The organism is Priestia megaterium (assembly GCF_009497655.1).
In the GTDB taxonomy this organism is placed as follows: domain Bacteria; phylum Bacillota; class Bacilli; order Bacillales; family Bacillaceae_H; genus Priestia; species Priestia zanthoxyli.
In genome coordinates, this window is the sequence record NZ_CP023317.1 from 1,816,427 (window position 1) to 1,834,255 (window position 17,829).

Annotated in this window: 16 protein-coding genes; 15 read left to right on the forward strand and 1 reads right to left on the reverse strand. The window is 37.7% G+C overall.

What is annotated here, in order from left to right:
- Positions 1-166 precede the first annotated feature (166 nt).
- The 12 genes from CEQ83_RS09145 (at position 167) to CEQ83_RS09205 (ending at position 13,019) form a co-directional block, all read left to right on the forward strand.
- On the forward strand, positions 167-631 hold the full coding sequence (locus CEQ83_RS09145; protein ID WP_098999839.1) for a hypothetical protein: 465 nt from the start codon (positions 167-169) through the stop codon (positions 629-631).
- A 535-nt stretch (positions 632-1,166) separates the two neighbouring features.
- Entirely contained in the window at positions 1,167-2,576 is a 1,410-nt protein-coding gene (locus CEQ83_RS09155; protein WP_224980055.1) for a sigma-54 interaction domain-containing protein, read from the forward strand.
- 314 nt (positions 2,577-2,890) lie between these two features.
- Complete coding sequence (locus tag CEQ83_RS09160; protein WP_155010215.1) at positions 2,891-4,186, forward strand: CitMHS family transporter; 1,296 nt, start codon at positions 2,891-2,893, stop codon at positions 4,184-4,186.
- Between the two features lie 10 nt (positions 4,187-4,196).
- Positions 4,197-5,531, forward strand: coding sequence for an acyclic terpene utilization AtuA family protein (locus CEQ83_RS09165; protein WP_155010214.1), 1,335 nt, complete (start codon positions 4,197-4,199; stop codon positions 5,529-5,531).
- Complete coding sequence (locus CEQ83_RS09170) at positions 5,512-5,823, forward strand: AtuA-related protein (protein ID WP_155010213.1); 312 nt, start codon at positions 5,512-5,514, stop codon at positions 5,821-5,823. Before CEQ83_RS09165 ends, CEQ83_RS09170 begins: the two co-directional genes overlap by 20 nt.
- A 28-nt stretch (positions 5,824-5,851) precedes the next feature.
- A complete protein-coding gene (locus CEQ83_RS09175; protein ID WP_155017194.1) occupies positions 5,852-6,958 on the forward strand; it encodes a chitobiase/beta-hexosaminidase C-terminal domain-containing protein in 1,107 nt (368 codons plus the stop codon).
- Positions 6,959-7,347: 389 nt separating this feature from the next.
- Positions 7,348-8,286 carry a cytochrome c oxidase subunit II gene (locus tag CEQ83_RS09180; protein ID WP_155017576.1) on the forward strand — a complete coding sequence of 313 codons (939 nt, stop codon included), beginning with the start codon at positions 7,348-7,350 and terminating at the stop codon, positions 8,284-8,286.
- A 1-nt stretch (position 8,287) separates the two neighbouring features.
- Positions 8,288-10,255: a cytochrome aa3 quinol oxidase subunit I gene (qoxB, locus tag CEQ83_RS09185; RefSeq protein WP_155017195.1), complete on the forward strand. Its 1,968-nt coding sequence runs from the start codon at positions 8,288-8,290 to the stop codon at positions 10,253-10,255.
- A 1-nt stretch (position 10,256) separates the two neighbouring features.
- Entirely contained in the window at positions 10,257-10,856 is a 600-nt protein-coding gene (gene cyoC, locus CEQ83_RS09190; RefSeq protein WP_154972830.1) for a cytochrome o ubiquinol oxidase subunit III, read from the forward strand.
- Positions 10,857-11,153: a cytochrome o ubiquinol oxidase subunit IV gene (gene cyoD, locus CEQ83_RS09195; RefSeq protein ID WP_140450717.1), complete on the forward strand. Its 297-nt coding sequence runs from the start codon at positions 10,857-10,859 to the stop codon at positions 11,151-11,153.
- A gap of 150 nt (positions 11,154-11,303) precedes the next feature.
- Positions 11,304-11,798 (forward strand): universal stress protein, encoded by a 495-nt coding sequence (locus tag CEQ83_RS09200; RefSeq protein WP_186806705.1) that lies wholly within the window; start codon positions 11,304-11,306, stop codon positions 11,796-11,798.
- Positions 11,799-12,134: 336 nt separating this feature from the next.
- Positions 12,135-13,019, forward strand: coding sequence for an SDR family oxidoreductase (locus CEQ83_RS09205; protein WP_155017196.1), 885 nt, complete (start codon positions 12,135-12,137; stop codon positions 13,017-13,019).
- Positions 13,020-13,062: 43 nt separating this feature from the next.
- On the opposite strand, the gene CEQ83_RS09210 is transcribed toward CEQ83_RS09205, so the two are convergent.
- Complete coding sequence (locus tag CEQ83_RS09210; protein ID WP_014460550.1) at positions 13,063-13,965, reverse strand: COX15/CtaA family protein; 903 nt, start codon at positions 13,963-13,965, stop codon at positions 13,063-13,065.
- A 373-nt stretch (positions 13,966-14,338) separates the two neighbouring features.
- On the opposite strand from CEQ83_RS09210, the gene CEQ83_RS09215 reads away from it, so the two are divergent.
- The 3 genes from CEQ83_RS09215 to CEQ83_RS09225 all read left to right on the forward strand — a co-directional run bounded on the left by CEQ83_RS09215 (position 14,339) and on the right by CEQ83_RS09225 (position 17,771).
- On the forward strand, positions 14,339-15,775 hold the full coding sequence (locus tag CEQ83_RS09215) for an NAD(P)-binding domain-containing protein (RefSeq protein WP_155017197.1): 1,437 nt from the start codon (positions 14,339-14,341) through the stop codon (positions 15,773-15,775).
- Positions 15,776-15,812: 37 nt separating this feature from the next.
- A complete protein-coding gene (locus CEQ83_RS09220; RefSeq protein WP_155017198.1) occupies positions 15,813-16,139 on the forward strand; it encodes a Na-translocating system protein MpsC family protein in 327 nt (108 codons plus the stop codon).
- A 255-nt stretch (positions 16,140-16,394) separates the two neighbouring features.
- Positions 16,395-17,771 carry an NCS2 family permease gene (locus tag CEQ83_RS09225; RefSeq protein WP_155017199.1) on the forward strand — a complete coding sequence of 459 codons (1,377 nt, stop codon included), beginning with the start codon at positions 16,395-16,397 and terminating at the stop codon, positions 17,769-17,771.
- Positions 17,772-17,829: the final 58 nt, after the last annotated feature.

Sequence of the window (17,829 nt, forward strand, 5' to 3'; positions counted from 1 at the left end):
CAGAATATGAGAATCAATAATTTCCTGAAAGCAAAAAATCTTGTAATAAAAGGCGAATAAAAGAACTAACGCAGTGTAATAAACACATAAAAAAGAGCCTATTACACAAAACTAAAGAGAATATGATTTAGCTTACATTTTCGTAACGGCAGGAGTTGGGTACATAATGAAAGGAAAGTTAACGCTGTTGGCAGTACTTTTATTGCCTTGGCTGTCTATAGTAAAAGTTGATAAATTTGTCTTTAAAAGATACCTACCTGTTTTGACATTTAGTTCATTAGTTATTGCTTTTATCAGTGAGTTATCTAAAAGCTTTACATGGTGGAAAGTAAGGAAACCTCTTTTCCCTAAACTTTCAAGCGACGTTTCTTTTATATTTGGACCGTTTTTTATAGCTAATTTTTGGGTATTCAAGCTGACCTATGGGAATTTCAAAAAATATTTGTTAATTAACGTCCTATTTGACTATCTATTTGCTTACCCTTTGACCAGTCTGGCAGAAAAACTAAAGGTATATAAAATGGTAAACATGACGCGCTTTCAACTTTTTCTCATCTCGATTGCGACTGCTTTTATTAATTATTTGTATCAGCATTTTATAGAAGATGTTTTAAGGCAGAGAAGACAATAGGTGATAGTTCGTTAACGAGCTCATCGGCATTTAAGTGTCGCTTACTGCCAATTGTAAATGGTATTGAAGACCTTCAAGTGTACTACATAAATACTTAGCAAAGATACTAAAAGTCCAATAAATAGTGGAATAACAAAAAGAGAAGCGTGACGGAGAAGGTAAATCTCTTTCACGTTTCTCTTTTTTGTCATGTATATAAACTTTATCTGTACACGGTCATGGGCAAATACGTTAAAGATTGACCGGTAGCTGAAGCTGTTAAATTCGGTTCTAATTCAAAATCCAAAATGGTTAAATACGGAAAAACTACGGTGATAAGTTTCTTTGAAAAGAGAAATATTTCTCTTTTCAAAGAATGCTTCATCTTGAATACAAATAATGGAATAAGATCAAACACGGTTATATCCGCTTTTATAAATCAGATTATTCAAATTAATTGAGTGGACTCTGTTTCAAAAAAGAGAAAATTAGTTGATAATTATAAATAAAGCAAGAATCTACTCTCAAGTTATTATAGAAAGGAGCTTACAATACTGTGAAGAATACATTCCAAGAGCACATAGAGGTCGACTGCTCTTCTAAAAATTTTAACTGGTGGCATGCAGTTATAAATTCGATAAATGATGGTATTCTAGTTATCGACAGAGAAGGGATTGTCAGATTTATTAACCCAGAGTATACAAAGATTACAGGAGTAAAAAGTGATATTATTGGAAAGCCACTAATAGAATATCGCCCAGGAGCTCAGTTAACAAATGCTCTAAAAGACCAACAATGCAGAGTAGGTGTATATCGAAAAGAAAAAAATCGGGAATATATGGTGGATATGGCTCCAATTATAATAGAAGGTAAAGTTGCAGGAGCCGTATCGGTTTGTAAAAGTCTTAATGAAGTTGACAAGTTATCAAAGGAATTGAGAAGACAAACCGAAAAGTTAAAGAATTTAGAAAACCGAATGGATTCTATCTATGAAGCAAAATATACATTTGAACAAATAATTGGTAGGGAAGAAGGGTTAAGGCACGTCGTTCATATAGCTGAAAAAGTAGCAGAATCTCAATTTCCTATTCTTGTGACGGGAGAAAGCGGCACGGGAAAAGAATTATTTTCACAGGCTATACATAATAAAAGTGAGCGCCAGCATGGTCCTTTTATACCTGTAAATTGTGCGGCTATTCCTTCGTCTCTGTTAGAAAGTGAACTTTTTGGATATGGAGATGGTGCTTTTACAAATGCTAAAAAAGGCGGAAAGGCTGGACTATTCGAAATAGCAAACAACGGAACTATATTCCTAGATGAAATTGGAGATATGTCATATGATCTTCAAGCTAAGTTGTTAAGAGTTCTGCAAGAGAAGAAAATCAGAAGGGTAGGAGAAGCTACTGAACGAGAAGTTGACGTAAGAATTATTGCTGCTACGCACCGCAACTTACAGCAGCTTGTGAATAAGAAACAATTTCGAGAAGATTTATTTTATAGACTTAACGTTATTCAACTAGAGATACCTCCTTTGAGAGAAAGGAAAGAAGATATACGTAAACTCGTCTCCTCTTTTATTAAATACTCGACCGCCAATGCATCTTACAAAATTGACGAATATACACTAGGCTTTCTTCAATCCTATCATTGGCCTGGCAACGTAAGAGAATTAAAAAATGTGATTGACTATGCCACATGTATGGCAGAAGGTACAGATATTATGTTTCATCACCTTCCACAATTTATGATTAAAGATGAACAAAGCTTTTCAGACGTTCTAGGTAAGGTAGATAAACCTAATCAAACACTGCAGGAAGCTATACAGGATAAAGAGTGCGCATTTATTCAGGAAATATTAAGAAAATACCCAAATAATATTGGGGGAAAAAGGAAAGCAGCAGAGGTTTTAGGTATTTCTTTAGCTACTTTATACAATAAAATGAAGAAATATCATATTCATTTCTAAGTCGTTAGAAAGATTTCTAGATTTTCAGAAATGCTGGAAACTATGTATTAAGAAACGTATCTCTTCACTGAGCGGTGATTATTTCTAAAATATTAGAATTTCAATTGACAAGAACAAAAAAAGAAAGCAGATTCATTGATAACGCTTTCTTTTTTGTTGTGCAATAAATTTTTTTGTCACATTTTGAAAGGATTTTGTAAAGGTTTGTTGCTGTTTTTACATATCCTTGGCATGAATCCTGCAAGAATAAAAAGTACAGAAGTTTTTTACATCCAAGATTCATCAATCTACAAATTTAGGGCAGGGGGGATTACATGTTAGCATTATTAGGATTTTTAATTATTGGTTTATTTCTATTTTTAATTATGACCAATCGTTTATCTGTATTGATTGCGTTAGTTCTCGTACCAACTGTTTTTGCATTAATAGGTGGATTTGGATTAGAAATGGGAGACATGATGTTAGAAGGCATTATAAAAGTAGCACCTACAGGCATTATGATTGTTTTTGCAGTTTTGTACTTTGGTTTAATGATTGATACGGGTTTATTTAATCCTATGATTTCTAAAATGCTTCGTCTAGTTAAAGGAGATCCATTAAAAGTAGTCGTAGGTACAGCTATTGTTACGATGCTTGTATCATTAGACGGTGACGGTGCATCTACTTTTATGATTACCATTACAGCGCTGCTACCTCTTTATAAAAGATTAAAGATGAATCCTCTTATTTTATCAGGAGTGGTTGCTTTAGGAGCAGGAGTTATGAACTTAGCTCCTTGGGGGGGGCCTACTGCTAGAGCCATGACTACATTTAATGCAGATTCTTCTCAATTATTTAACCCTGTTATCCCCGCGATGATTGCTGGGATTGTGTGGGTGTTAGCATCTGCTTTTTGGATTGGGAAAAAGGAGCGGCAGAGACTAGGAGTCATTGAACTAGAAGAACATATACAAGGGTTTACAGAACATGCAGCTGCTCTAGAAATGAAAAAGCCCCAGCTTTTTTGGTTTAATCTTGCTTTAACAATTTTGCTTCTTATCGCGTTAATTAAAGTATGGCTGCCTTTACCGATTTTATTTATTGTCGCGTTTGCAATTGCTCTTTTAGTCAATTATCCAAATCCAGAAGAGCAGCAAAAACGCTTACTAAGCCATGCAAATAACGTTTTAATTGTTTCTACGATGATTTTCGCTGCAGGCATTTTCACGGGTATTTTGACAGGAACAAAGATGATAGATGGAATGGCTTCTGCAATGGTTAGTATTATCCCTGAATCACTAGCTTCTTACTTACCTGTACTAGTAGCAATTACAAGTATGCCTCTTAGCTTAGTGTTTACACCGGATGCCTACTATTTTGGGGTCTTACCAATTATTAGCCAGACGGCTTCTAACTTTGGCATCAATCCAATTGAGATTGGCAGAGCAGCTATTCTAGGACAAATGACAACTGGATTTCCATTAAGTCCTTTAACCGCATCGACCTTTATCCTTGTAGGGTTAGCCGGAGTGAATTTAGGCGATCATCAGCGTTTTATCTTTAAGTGGGCCTTTGGAACGACCATTGTTATGACGATTGTGGCATTAATAACAGGAGCAATTACTATTTGAGGTGATAAAAATGATAAGAATTGGATCAGGCGCGGGTTTCTCAGGAGATCGATTAGAACCGGCGGTTATACTAGCTGAAAAAGGAAATTTAGATTATTTAGTATTGGAATGTTTAGCCGAAAGAACAATCGCACTTGCCCAAAAAAGAAAAAGTCAAAACCCTTTAATGGGTTATGATCCTTTGTTAGAAAAAAGACTAGAGCCTCTTTTACCTATTATTAAGGAAAATAAGGTGCGAATTATTACCAATATGGGAGCAGCCAATCCAATAGATGCTGCTGAAAAAGTTGTTGAAATAGCTAACCGACTAAACATTGAGATAAAGGTAGCAGCCGTAACGGGAGATGATGTACTAAAGTTGATAGATAGGAATGGATTGACTCTAGAAACAAATGAACCGATATCTCATTTTGGTAACGTTATATCTGCAAACGCTTACCTTGGTGTGGAAACAATATTGCCAGCTCTAGAGACAGATGCTCAAGTTATTATTACTGGTAGAGTAGCAGATCCGTCTTTATTTGTTGCTCCAATGGTACACCATTTTGGATGGTCTTTAGACGATGTAGATAAAATTGCTCAAGGAACAGTAATTGGACACTTATTGGAGTGTGGGGGACAGATAGCTGGTGGTTATTTTGCTGATCCTGGAAAAAAAGAAGTCCCACAGCTTGCTGAATTAGGATTTCCATTTGCTGATATTAAAGAAGATGGGACAGCAATTATTACTAAAGTAGAAGACACAGGAGGAGTCATTAATTTAGCTACTGTAAAAGAACAGCTGCTTTACGAAGTAACTGACCCTCATCAATATATAACACCAGATGTTATTGCTGACTTTACTTCGGTTCATTTGCATGAAATTAAATTGAATCAAATTCATGTATCTGGTGGAACAGGTATACCAAGACCTAAAACGTTAAAAGTCAGCGTAGGTTACGAAGCAGGTGTTATTGGAGAAGGAGAAATTTCCTACGCTGGTTCCAATGCTCTAGAAAGAGCTAAGCTAGCCGGTGAAATTTTATATAGTCGTTTAAAAGATAAAGTAGTCGACTTAAGAATTGATTATATCGGTCTTTCCTCCGTTCATAGAGTTTCTTTTCAAGAATCAGCTCCTTATGAAATCAGACTGAGAGTAGCAGGGAGATGTCTTACTTCAAAGGAAGCAGCCAAAATTGGAGAAGAGGTAGAAGCTCTTTATACGAACGGACCAGCGGGCGGAGGCGGAGCAAGAAAGTATGTTAATGAGGTAGTAGGTATTGTGTCGACGTTGATTCCACGAAACAAAATAAAAACTTATCTTACATTAAAGGAGAGCTTAACAAATGAAAAAGAAATTATATGAACTTGCTCACAGTCGAGCTGGAGATAAGGGAAACACGCTTATGTTATCACTAATTCCATATAACGAAAAAGATTATTTCTTATTACGTGAAAAAGTGACTGCTTTGGAAGTGAAAAAACACTTAAAAAATATTGTAGAAGGAGACGTTGTTCGCTACGAGGTTCCTAATATATCAGCTTTTCAATTTGTATGTCACCGCGCATTACTTGGTGGAGTAACTACTTCTTTAGGAGTGGATACGCACGGGAAAAGCTTAAGCTATGCCCTTCTAGAAATGGAAGTAGACATTTAAAAAACCATATAAAGGAGGTACATTATCAATGAATAATATATCAATACAAAAAGTTATAAGTTTTATTACTGTAGGAGTTCTTATTCTAGCTTTTTTCCCTTTAAATATCGTCGCGGCAAAAGGAGAAAATGATTATAGAAACGTAAAAAAACCAACTTCTTCAGTTTTATCAGGCGAATATTATCTAGAGCAGAAGGTTGAATTAAAGACAAACACACCAGGTGCGAAGACTTACTATACACTTGATGGGAGCACTCCGACCAGTCAAAGCAATCCGTATACGAACCCACTTATTATTAATAACGATACGGTGCTTAAAGCAATTTCCATAAGAGGAAACGCGAAAAATAAACATCAAAAGAATCATAGTGGTATAGCTATATTTACTTATTCATTTGAAAGCAGAGAATCTATAGCTACTCAATTTTTATCATTCACTTATAAGGCAATGCCTTACCGACTTTATGTACCTAAAGACTATGATTCTAAAAAATCATATCCCCTGGTGCTATTTTTACATGGAGGTGGTGAACGAGGAAATGATAATAAAAAACAGCTTCTTGGCAACGACGGAGCGATCATTTGGGCTTCACCAGAAAATCAACGAAAGCACCCCGCTTTTATTTTAGCTCCCCAAGCTCGTAATGTACCAAGCGGGGGCTTCACTGTTACAAGAGATAATAACAATGAAGTCAATTTAGCAAAAGTATTCGAAACATCAGAAGATTTAAAAACGGCCTATGAAATTCTACAAAGTGTAAGAAAATCCTACAATATAGATAGTAATCGCCTTTATTCTACAGGATTATCTCAAGGAGGATTTGGCACATTTAACTTAAATATAGAACACCCTGATTTGTTTGCTGCTATGGTTCCAATAGCGGGAGGAGCCGATCCAGCTAAAGCACATCTTCTTACACACAAACCGATATGGGGATTTCATGCTGAAGACGATTCTATCATTCCTGTTACCTATTCAAGGAATATCATAGAGGCTATAAAAAAATCTGGGGGGCATCCGCTATATACGGAATATCCTAAAGAATTAAAGTATGACCATGCTTCATGGGTTCCAACGTATCGGAATCAGAAAATGATTGATTGGATGTTTCAGCAAGTAAAGCAAACAAACTAGTAAGAAATAAAGCTCCATACTTCATTACTCCCAAAAAGCTCTTCCAGTTAATAAGAACTGGAAGAGCTTTTTTACTTTTATCAGAATCTACGCGCTAGGAGAAAGATATTTCACACCACATTTAACCAAATATGTGACGAAATTATGGTAAAGCCATTTAAACTAGATAAAAATCGCTTCAAGTGTGAGAAATATCACACCTTTTAAACATACAACATGATAATTTTTTAGGAGTAAGCAATATGTCATGACAAACTTCAATATGTTAGGAGGTTTTTAGCCTTTTGATCTGTTGAGATGCATCTCTAATATGAACGTTTATATACCATTATTATGTACAGAGGATTTAGAGGAAGGGAGCCTGAACTTAGGTGAGAAAGCAAAAATCAATGCATATTAGCAAGTTAATCATTCTCTTCGTATTCATCACAATTTTTTTAGCAGGCTGTGATAGTCGTTATTTGATTTTAAATCCACAGGGGGCGGTAGCTCAAAAAGAATACCAGTTAATTATTTTTTCCATAATTTTATGCGCAATTGTCGTTATTCCTGTTTTAGGTCTGCTTGTGTATATCGTTTTACGCTACCGTGATAAGCCTGGAAACAAGGCTCCGTATCGACCAGATTGGGACGATAGCAAGCGTCTTGAATTTATTTGGTGGGGCATCCCCATTATTATTATTGGCATTTTAGGTTTCGCTACGGCCAAGACGACTTATGAATTAGTAGATCCGCCGAAAAAAGATGTAAAGCCGCTAACGATTGAAGTAACGTCTCTTGATTGGAAATGGTTATTCCAATATCCGGATCAAGATATTGCGACAGTCAACTATGTCGAAATTCCAAAGAATGTGCCCGTTCAATTCGTGCTAACGTCAGATGCACCTATGAATTCCTTTTGGGTACCCCAGCTAGGAGGACAATTATATACAATGCCGGGAATGGCCATGGGGCTTTGGCTACAAGCTAATCACAAGGGAGAATATTTTGGTTCGGGTGCTAATTTTACGGGTGAAGGGTTCGCTCATATGAACTTTAAAGTTAAATCTACATCGACAAAAGAATTTAATCAGTGGGTAAGGCAAGTAAAAGAAACAGCACCAGCTTTAACAAAAGCTGATTATAACAGTCTTGCAAAACAAGGTCTTTCTTTAGAGAAATCGTATTCTACCATTCCTAAAGGTTTGTTCCAAGAAACTGTCATTAAAAACGGTGGTCAATATTATAGTCAGCATCACCATATGAAAAATGAAGACATGAAGACAATGAATGTGGCTTCTGATGAACAAGCACATACACAGCACGAGCACCAGGAAGGAGGAAACTAAGTTGTTAGACAAATTAAAAGATTTTTCATCTCATTTTTTTGTGACAGGGGAGCCAATGATTTACGGAGCCGATGTCGCCATATTGTTAACACTAGCCGGTATTATTTTTGTTCTTACGTATCTTAAAAAGTGGAAGTGGCTATGGCGTGAGTGGCTCACAACGGTGGATCATAAAAAAATTGGAATTATGTATATGCTTTCTTCATTGTTAATGCTGTTTCGAGGCGGAGTAGATGCATTATTGATGCGTATGCAACTAGCATTCCCTCAGTGGCATTTTCTAGATTCTAATCATTACAACGAAATTTTTACTACGCACGGAACCATTATGATTCTATTTATGGCAATGCCGCTTATGTTTGCTTTCTTTAATATTGTTGTACCTCTTCAAATTGGAGCAAGAGATGTCGCCTATCCTTTTTTAAACGCGGTAAGCTTTTGGCTATTTTTCTTTGGCGCCATGCTTTTCAATTTGTCGTTTGTAATCGGAGGATCGCCAGATGCAGGGTGGTTGAGTTATCCGCCGCTTTCTGGCATGCAGTTCAGTCCTGGACCAGGTCAAGATTTTTATATTTGGGGCATTCAAATATCAGGTATTGGCAGCTTGGCTTCTGGAATTAATTTTATTATGACCATTTTAAAAATGCGTGCGCCTGGCATGAAACTTATGCATATGCCGCTATTCACGTGGTCTGTTCTAGCAAGCTGTATTATTATCATTTTCGCGTTTCCTGTATTAACCGTAACGCTTGCTTTATTGTTTATCGACCGCTTCTTTGACGGACACTTGTTTACCATGACCGGCGGTGGAAATCCGATGATGTACATTAACTTAATTTGGATGTGGGGACATCCTGAAGTGTATATTGTTGTGCTTCCAGCATTCGGCATTTTTTCTGAAATTGTTGCAACGTTTTCTCAAAAGAAGATATTTGGCTATAAATCTATGGTTTTTTCAATGATGATTATTAGCGTTCTATCGTATTTCACATGGGTGCATCATTTCTTTACGATGGGTGCAGGTGCTAATGTAAATGTGTTTTTTGCTATTACCACGATGGCCATCGGGATTCCAACGGGTGTTAAAGTGTTCAACTGGTTATTTACAATGTTCCGCGGCCGTATTCAAATGACCCAGCCGATGCTATGGACAATTGCTTTTATCCCGTGCTTTGTTGTGGGAGGAGCAACGGGTGTTATGCTTTCAGCAGCTCCCGCAGACTATCAGTATCATAATAGCTACTTTTTAGTTGCACACTTTCACCAAGTGTTAATCGGAGGCGTTGTATTCGGCTTCTTTGCAGGTTTGTACTATTGGTGGCCAAAAATGTTTGGCTTTAAGTTAAATGACCGTCTTGGCAAATGGGCATTTTGGACGTGGAATATTGGTTTTTATGTATGCTTCATGCCTCAATATGCACTAGGGTTTATGGGAATGACGCGCCGTATTTATACGTACGACTTTGACATGGGATGGGGACCGCTGAACGTTATCTCTACAGTGGGAGCCTTCTTTATGGGCATAGGGTTTATCTTTCAAGCATGGCAGATTCTTCATGGCATTAAGTACGGAGAACGAGATGTAACAGGAGATCCATGGAATGGACGTACATTAGAATGGTCCATCCCTTCACCTCCGCCGCACTATAATTTTGCAGTGATTCCAACAGTAACCGGGCAAGATGCGTGGTGGACGATAAAAGAAGAAAGAAAAAAGAAAAAAGCGAAGGAAACAGCGGCTTTTTCTCCAATTCATATGCCTAAGAATTCAGGTATTCCATTTATCATGTCGATTTTCTGGTTCATTGCTGGTTTTGGCTTAACGTTCCACTGGGTATGGGTGGCGATATTCGGTTTGACAGGAGTAGGAGCTTGTTTACTAGCTCGTTCTTTTCAATACAACTCGGACTATTATATTCCCGTGGATGAAATTCAACATACAGAAGATTCAGTAGGGAGGGTCGGATAACATGGCATATGCGACAGCGCACCACGAAGAACATCATCATGAACATGATGAAGAAATCAAAGTTATGGGTTTTTGGATTTTCCTCGTAACGGACTGCATCTTATTTGGAGCATTATTTGCTACGTATGCTGTTCTTGTTAATCATACTGCGGGAGGCCTTACGGGAAAGGAATTTTTTGAAGTTCCAGGATTTGTTTCTGAAACGTTTATCTTATTAACGAGCAGCTTTACGAGCGGATTAGCTGTATTGAGCATGCACAAAGGAAAAATAAAGCCTTTAATTGGCTGGCTGATCGTAACGCTGCTTTTAGGTGTATGCTTTGTTGGCCTTGAAATTCATGAATTTCAAACTATGGTTCACGAAGGAGCAACCATTTCCACAAGCGCATTTTTTACGGCTTTCTATACACTAGTTAGTACACACGGGCTGCACGTTTCGGTTGGCATCATTTGGATGATTTCAATTACAATCCAGTTAAAACGATACGGAATTACCTCTGTAACAAAACGAAAAGTGACGATTATCAGCTTATACTGGCATTTTCTTGATGCTGTCTGGATCTTCCTTTATACGGTTGTGTATTTAATGGGGGTGATGTAGGTGGAGAACCATGGGTCGTTAAAAGCTTATACAACCGGATTTATTTTCTCACTTATTTTAACCGTTATTCCTCTACTGCTGGTATTAAACCACGTACTTGCTAAAAATATATTACTAGCTAGCATTCTAGGAATGGCCGTGCTTCAATTTTTTGTTCAATTGTTTTTCTTTATGCATATTAAAGACGGAGAGAAGCCTCGTTATAATGTGATGGCTTTAATACTTGGAATCGTTTTTGTTATTACGATTGTAGCAGGATCTATTTGGATAATGACTTTTAACTCTCAAGTTCAATAAAAATGGAGCCGTGTACGATGTGCGCGGCTCCATTTTTTATTAATTTCTATAACTTGTGATAAAAATCACATACTTTCGCTTGCGCAAGAAGTACAATAAAAGTGTAGCAAAGAAAGTTCTTTATAAACGAATGTTAAAGGAGAGATTATGATGAATATGGCTTATCGTAACATCCTCGTAGCAGTAGACGGTTCTGTAGAAGCGGAGTGGGCATTCAAAAAAGCAGTTAACAGTGCGACCAAAAATAACGCTCATTTGATAATTTGTCACGTTATCGATATACAGGCGTTAAGTCCATCACCTTATGCATTTTATATGGATACACGCTTTCAAGATGCAGAGAAATTTGCTGAAGAACTTTTAACCAACTATAGTAACCTAGCCATTAAGGCTGGAGTAACGAAAGTCGAGACCTTAATTGAACACGGTTCTCCTAAAACAAAAATATCTAAAAAAATTGCTCCCGATAAGCACGTTGATTTAATTGTATGCGGTGCAACCGGGTTAAACGCGGTAGAGCGTATCTTAATCGGAAGTGTATCTCAGCATATTTTGCGCTATGCAAAATGTGATGTGTTAATCGTTCGCACTCCTAAAGAAGCTGAAGAGGAATCAAAGCCTTTACAAGTAGAACTAACAGAGTAGCAGACACAGACGAGAAATAAAACTTGTTGTACACAACAAAATACAAAGCTCTCACCATTTATTTAAAGAGAGGGGATAAACGTATTTTAGTTAAAAGAAGATCCGAACAAGGAGTCAAGGTTCTCAAGAGAGAACGTGACTCGTTCGGATTTTTTTATTGTGATGGTGAATGTAGTTTTCATGTATCCAGCTGTGGATTGAAGGGGAATGGCAGAAAGAAAGGTGAGGATAGTAGAGCACATCAAACATGTTTATGAAAGAAGAAGAGGGGAAGAACAAGCATATAGAAAACTTTTCCTTAGGTGGTTAAGGTTGATTTATAAAGGAGTGACGAATATGTCAAAGTTAAATAATCCATTAACTCAATATTTCCATGAAGACTATCCAAAACAGTATCAAGAACCGCCTGGTGTACAAAAAGAAATGAACGTCATCCCAGACTGCGGGGAGAACAGTTACATAGGTGCAGGTAAATTAAAAGGCAGAAAAGCTCTTGTAACAGGTGGAGATTCAGGTATTGGCCGAGCAGCAGCTATCGCTTACGCAAGAGAAGGAGCGGACGTTGCGCTTAATTACTTGCCACAAGAGCAAGCAGATGCAGAAGAAGTACAAAAGCTTATTGAATCAGAAGGAAGAAAAGCCGTGCTCATACCTGGTGATGTAGGCGAAGAATTTTTTTGCAAGGAGCTAGTAGAAAAAGCTTATAAAGAATTAGATGGATTAGACGTTTTAGCGCTCGTAGCAGGTAAACAGCAGGCAGTAGAAGATCTTGCTGATTTAGAAACGGATCAGCTGCGCAAAACCTTTGAAGTAAATGTATTCTCTTTATATTGGACCGTAAAAGCAGCGCTGCCTTATTTACCGGCAGGTGCTTCTATTATTACCACAAGTTCTGTACAAGGCTATAGCCCAAGTCCTAATTTATTAGATTATGCAGCTACAAAGTTTGCCATTAACGGATTCACTCGCGGACTAGCCAAGCAATTAGCTCCAAAAGGTATTCGCGTTAACTCCGTTGCTCCAGGACCTATCTGGACGCCGCTTCAAATTTCTGGAGGGCAGCCAAGCGACGCTATTCCAGGCTTTGGACAAGATACACCTTTGCAGCGTGCTGGTCAGCCGGTAGAGTTAGCAAATGTATACGTATTTTTAGCTTCAACGGATGCAAGCTACGTAACAGCTCAAGTTTACGGAATTACAGGCGGAATAGAACTAGCTTAAAACAAAAAACACGTGCAGTTATGAACTGCACGTGTTTTTTGTTTTATCGTCTTTTACCTTTTAAAGTTTGTACACAAATGTAGCTAAGCGTAGCGAATAACGCTGTAATAAATGCCGAGTGAGACAGTGTAGCAAAGACATTTAAACGAGACATGACAACAAAGATACCGCTAAATATTTGAGCAAAGGTTAAAGCAACTGCAATGATGGACGCGTAGTAAATATCACGGCGAGTTTCTTTATACTGTTTGATAGCAGATACCATAATCCAAATGATAAGAACAAACAGCACAAGAGCAGCAAATCGGTGGGCAAAGTGAATGCCTGTTGTTCCTGATAGCTTTGGAATAAGAGTGTTGCCATAACAAGCAGGAAAGCTTGTACATGCTAAGCTTGCACCTTTGTGACGTACATATGCACCTAAATAAATATCGCAGTAGGTAAATATGAGCGTAAACCATGCGAGCCATCTAAATTTGCCTGTAACCGCTCCTTTAATAAAATGGTCCGAACGGTCCTTTTGAATAACAAAGATGGAAAGTAAAAATACACCGGTAAACGCAATAAGCGAAAGACCGAAATGCAGTGCTAGCGCCTCAGCTGACTGAGGCCAGATAACGGCAGAAGCCCCGAGCAATGACTCGATAACGATAAATGCAATACTCATAATCGCTAAAATTTTCACTTCACGGTTTCTGCGATAACGAATCCAAGCCCAAATAGAAAATGCTAAAACAAGAAGACCTGCAAATGCGGTAATCAAACGATGCGTATATTCAATCATTGTTGCTACCGCGTATTCGGGTATTAACTGCCCGTTGCACAGTGGCCACTCATTTCCACATCCTAATCCAGATCCTGTGGTTGTGACCAGACTGCCGGCAATCATTAAAATAAACATAACAATCGTTGTAAATATAGCTGTTATTTTAAATAAATTTCTCATACGTTGACTCCCTTTGCTGAGTTACTAATTATGACTATAGATTTGATGAATACGATAGTCAAGTAGTAGAGCGTAATTAACAAATAACTGTCACAAACTCGCACATGTTTACCTTAAAATTTATGTCAGAAAAGCTTTCTTCCTTAAACTTTGTAATGGTTTTTTCCTTTTAAACGATGTAAATATGCTTTCATACATAAGATATAAAAAAATTATATTAGTGATTTTATACAATTTGCAAAAAAAACTTTAGAGAGAATGGAGATACAATCATATTCCAAAAGTGATAATATAAATATACATTAAACGATGTTATAAAACCTATCATTTTGTGTAAGGTTTAAAATAAACTTTATTGAAAGGAGAGATAACAATGAGCTTAGAAGCTTTAAATAAAAGAGTAGAAACCGATCTGTCTTACCTTTCTTTCAGGAAACCAACAGAAGCAAGGCCAATCATCCCTAAGAGCGGACGCGTATACGATGTAATCATTATTGGAGGAGGTCAAAGCGGTTTAGGAACGGCGTTTGGTTTGCTGCGAGAACGCGTGTCGAATATTCTTGTTATTGATGAAAACCGTTCGGGTTTAGAAGGGCCGTGGGAAACGTATGCGCGAATGATTACGCTGAGAACACCAAAAAACTTAACATCTATCGATTTAGGAATTCCTTCACTGACGTTTCAAGCGTGGTGGGAAGCACAATTTGGCTCAGGAGGATGGGAAGCTCTTGACAAAATTCCAAGAGGAGACTGGATGAATTATTTACGCTGGTATCGGAGCATTCTTAACCTCCCTGTGGCAAATGAAATAAAATTAACGTTAATTGAGCCGGGAGAAACAGGTATTCATCGCTTGCATATTGAAGGGAATGGAGCTTCGTGTCCTACACTGATGGCACGTAAAGTTATACTAGCTACAGGAATTCAAGGAGGAGGAGAGTGGCACGTCCCGCCTATGATTTCTGAAAAGTTGCCGCCTCATCTTTATTCTCATACTTCACAAACGATTGATTTTACTACGTTAAAGAACAAAAAAGTAGCTGTTTTAGGAGGAGGAGCTTCGGCGTTTGATAACGCCAACTATGCGCTTTCCGAAGGAGTTGCTGAAGCTCATGTATTTGTTCGCCGAAAAGAACTTCCGCGTATTAATCCAATCAGACAAATGGAAGCTTCAGGAATGATTGAGCGTTTTCATGCTTTGTCAGATGCTGAAAAATATGAAGTAATGGCTCATTTTTTCGAATACAATCAGCCGCCTACGAATGATACATTTGGACGCGCTTCCTCATGGCCAGGTTTTCATTTGCACGTACATGCACCGTGGCTCGATGTCGAAGAAAAACAGAACAAAGCAGTTGTAACAACTCCTCAGGGAGTCTTTACATTTGACTATTTAATTATTAGCACAGGCCTTCTAACAGATCCGGCTCTTCGTCCAGAATTACGCCTTGTTGAAAAACACATCGCCCGCTGGAGCGATCATTACAAAGCACCGCATGAAATTGCCAATCCAGTATTGGATGCCCACCCTTACCTTAGTAATGGCTTTGCTTTTTCAAATCGCAATGGGGAAGGTCAAAAAATGGTATATGGCCTTTTTGCTTTTAATTATTCTGCTTTAATTAGCTGTGGAATTTCTGCTTCCGCTCTTTCAGGGCTGAAATATGCGATACCAAAGCTCGTATCAGAAGTCGCCAATCAGCTTTTTATTGATAACCGCCATGAGAATTTAACCAATTTCTTTGACTATAATGAGCCTGAATTTATCGGCAACTGGTCAAAAGACGCTAATCAAGTGAAAACAACATAATAAAACTACATTTTTAACAATGAAAAAGGTGAAGCATATGGAGCCGATCTCTAAAAAGAAGATAGCTACTTTGTATACTCAAATTAGCCAAGAAATTTTTAATGTAGGCGTGAATACTCAAAAAATAGATATTATTGATAATAAAATTCTGATACTAGCTCAATCAAAAAGAATGCCAGCGCTAGACGCCCTCAGTGAAGAATACAGAGAATTAGTGATGTCTCTTGATGCGGCTTTGTCGACTAAATATAAAAAAATGCTAAAGCAAAAAGTGGAGCTATTATTCGATATCCAGGTCACTTCTTTATTTAGAGATTATGATCCTGCTACTGAGAATTCTTGTACGGTTATTTGCTTTAAATAACTTCTATATATAAATGGCAAAACGTTCGATGAAATCGTTTGTTTTGCAAAAAACGTAAAAGACGGATGCTTATCTTCTGTTTACAGAAGCAAAGAGCCGTGAAGATAGAAGGGTTTCCTTCTGTTTTCACGGCTCTTTTTATACATATTTTCATAAAAAAGGAGTGGGGAAATGACTGAATATACACTTGTTGATAAAGCGGCTGTAAAAACTAGTTAAAAAAATCCAATCGATCATTAAAGGAGTGAAAAGCAAGTGGCGATGAATGAAAAAATGGAAACTCAGCATATGGAACTAACAAAAAAATCAGCACCTAATCCTTCATGGGTAGATAAGCTGTTTCATTTAACAGAACGTAAAACAGATGTAAAAACAGAAATTCTTGCGGGAATTACGACTTTTGTGACGATGAGCTATATTATCTTTGTTAATCCGACGATTTTAGCAGATGCAGGCATTCCAAAAGAAGCGGCAATTGCGGCAACAATTTTTGCCACTGTTTTTGCAACTCTTTTGTTTGCATTGTGGGCGAACATGCCTATTGCAGTTGCACCGGGAATGGGGCTAAACGCTTTTTTTACGTATACAGTGGTATTGGGTGAAGGGTTAACGTGGCAAACAGGTTTAGGAGCCGTATTTATTTCAGGGGTTGTATTTTTTATTTTAACCATAACAGGCTTACGCAAGAAGATTATTGAAGGGATACCCGCTATTTTAAAAAGTGCTATTTCCGTTGGAATCGGTCTATTTATTGCTTTTATCGGTTTTAAGCAAGCTGGAATTATTGTAAGCAACAAAGAAAATTTAGTAGCGCTTGGACAACTGACAAAACCGGGCCCATTACTTGCTTTATTAGGTTTTATCGCGGTAACTGTATTAACTGCTCGAAAAATTAAAGGAGCTGCTTTGATTAGTATTTTACTAGTATCAATTGCAGGGATGGTGCTGGGCATAGTAGAAGCACCTAAAAGCATCAGCAGCGTTGTTTCGTTTTCAGTGCCAAGCATGTCAGAAACTTTTTTACAAATGGATATTAAATCTGCTCTCCATTACGGTCTTTTCTCTATTATTTTTTCATTTACGCTTGTGGAGCTATTTGATAATTTAGGATCGATGATTGGATTATCTAAAAAAGCTGGACTAATGGATGAAAAAGGAGAAATTAAAGGGTTAGATAAAGCGCTTATGGCAGATTCTCTTGCGACTGTAGCCAGTGCTGCTATGGGATCTACCGCAATGAACGCGTATGTAGAAAACGCGGCGGGAATTGCAGAAGGAGGCAAAACGGGTCTTAAAGCACTGGTTGTTGCCATGCTGTTTTTAGTCAGTATTTTGTTCACTCCATTGATCAGCATTATTCCTGCTTTTGCTACAGCGCCTATTTTAATTATGGTTGGAGCTCTCATGTTAACAGAAATTAAAAACATTCCTCTCGACGAAATAACAGATGCTGTACCTGCTTTTTGCACCATTATTTTGATGCCGTTAACGTTTAGTATCGGCGAAGGCTTAGCGCTAGGGTTTTTATCTTATACGTTCGTTAAATTGTTAGTCGGCAAGGCGAAAGAAATCCACTGGATTATGTACATCATTAGCGCCGCTTTTATTATCAACTTCATCTGGGCTGCCTGAGCGCATATATCTAGAGCAAAAAAGACTTCTCAGCTGAGAAGTCTTTTTTACTGTTCGT

Bases quoted from the DNA above. Each gene is read 5' to 3' on its own strand.
- CEQ83_RS09200 (WP_186806705.1), top strand. From the start codon at position 11,304: ATGAATATGGCTTATCGTAACATCCTCGTAGCAGTAGACGGTTCTGTA.
- CEQ83_RS09210 (WP_014460550.1), bottom strand. From the start codon at position 13,965: ATGAGAAATTTATTTAAAATAACAGCTATATTTACAACGATTGTTATG.
- CEQ83_RS09205 (WP_155017196.1), top strand. From the start codon at position 12,135: ATGTCAAAGTTAAATAATCCATTAACTCAATATTTCCATGAAGACTAT.
- CEQ83_RS09180 (WP_155017576.1), top strand. From the start codon at position 7,348: ATGCATATTAGCAAGTTAATCATTCTCTTCGTATTCATCACAATTTTT.
- CEQ83_RS09160 (WP_155010215.1), top strand. From the start codon at position 2,891: ATGTTAGCATTATTAGGATTTTTAATTATTGGTTTATTTCTATTTTTA.
- CEQ83_RS09215 (WP_155017197.1), top strand. From the start codon at position 14,339: ATGAGCTTAGAAGCTTTAAATAAAAGAGTAGAAACCGATCTGTCTTAC.
- cyoC (WP_154972830.1), top strand. From the start codon at position 10,257: ATGGCATATGCGACAGCGCACCACGAAGAACATCATCATGAACATGAT.
- CEQ83_RS09175 (WP_155017194.1), top strand. From the start codon at position 5,852: ATGAATAATATATCAATACAAAAAGTTATAAGTTTTATTACTGTAGGA.
- CEQ83_RS09145 (WP_098999839.1), top strand. From the start codon at position 167: ATGAAAGGAAAGTTAACGCTGTTGGCAGTACTTTTATTGCCTTGGCTG.
- CEQ83_RS09220 (WP_155017198.1), top strand. From the start codon at position 15,813: ATGGAGCCGATCTCTAAAAAGAAGATAGCTACTTTGTATACTCAAATT.
- CEQ83_RS09170 (WP_155010213.1), top strand. From the start codon at position 5,512: ATGAAAAAGAAATTATATGAACTTGCTCACAGTCGAGCTGGAGATAAG.
- CEQ83_RS09165 (WP_155010214.1), top strand. From the start codon at position 4,197: ATGATAAGAATTGGATCAGGCGCGGGTTTCTCAGGAGATCGATTAGAA.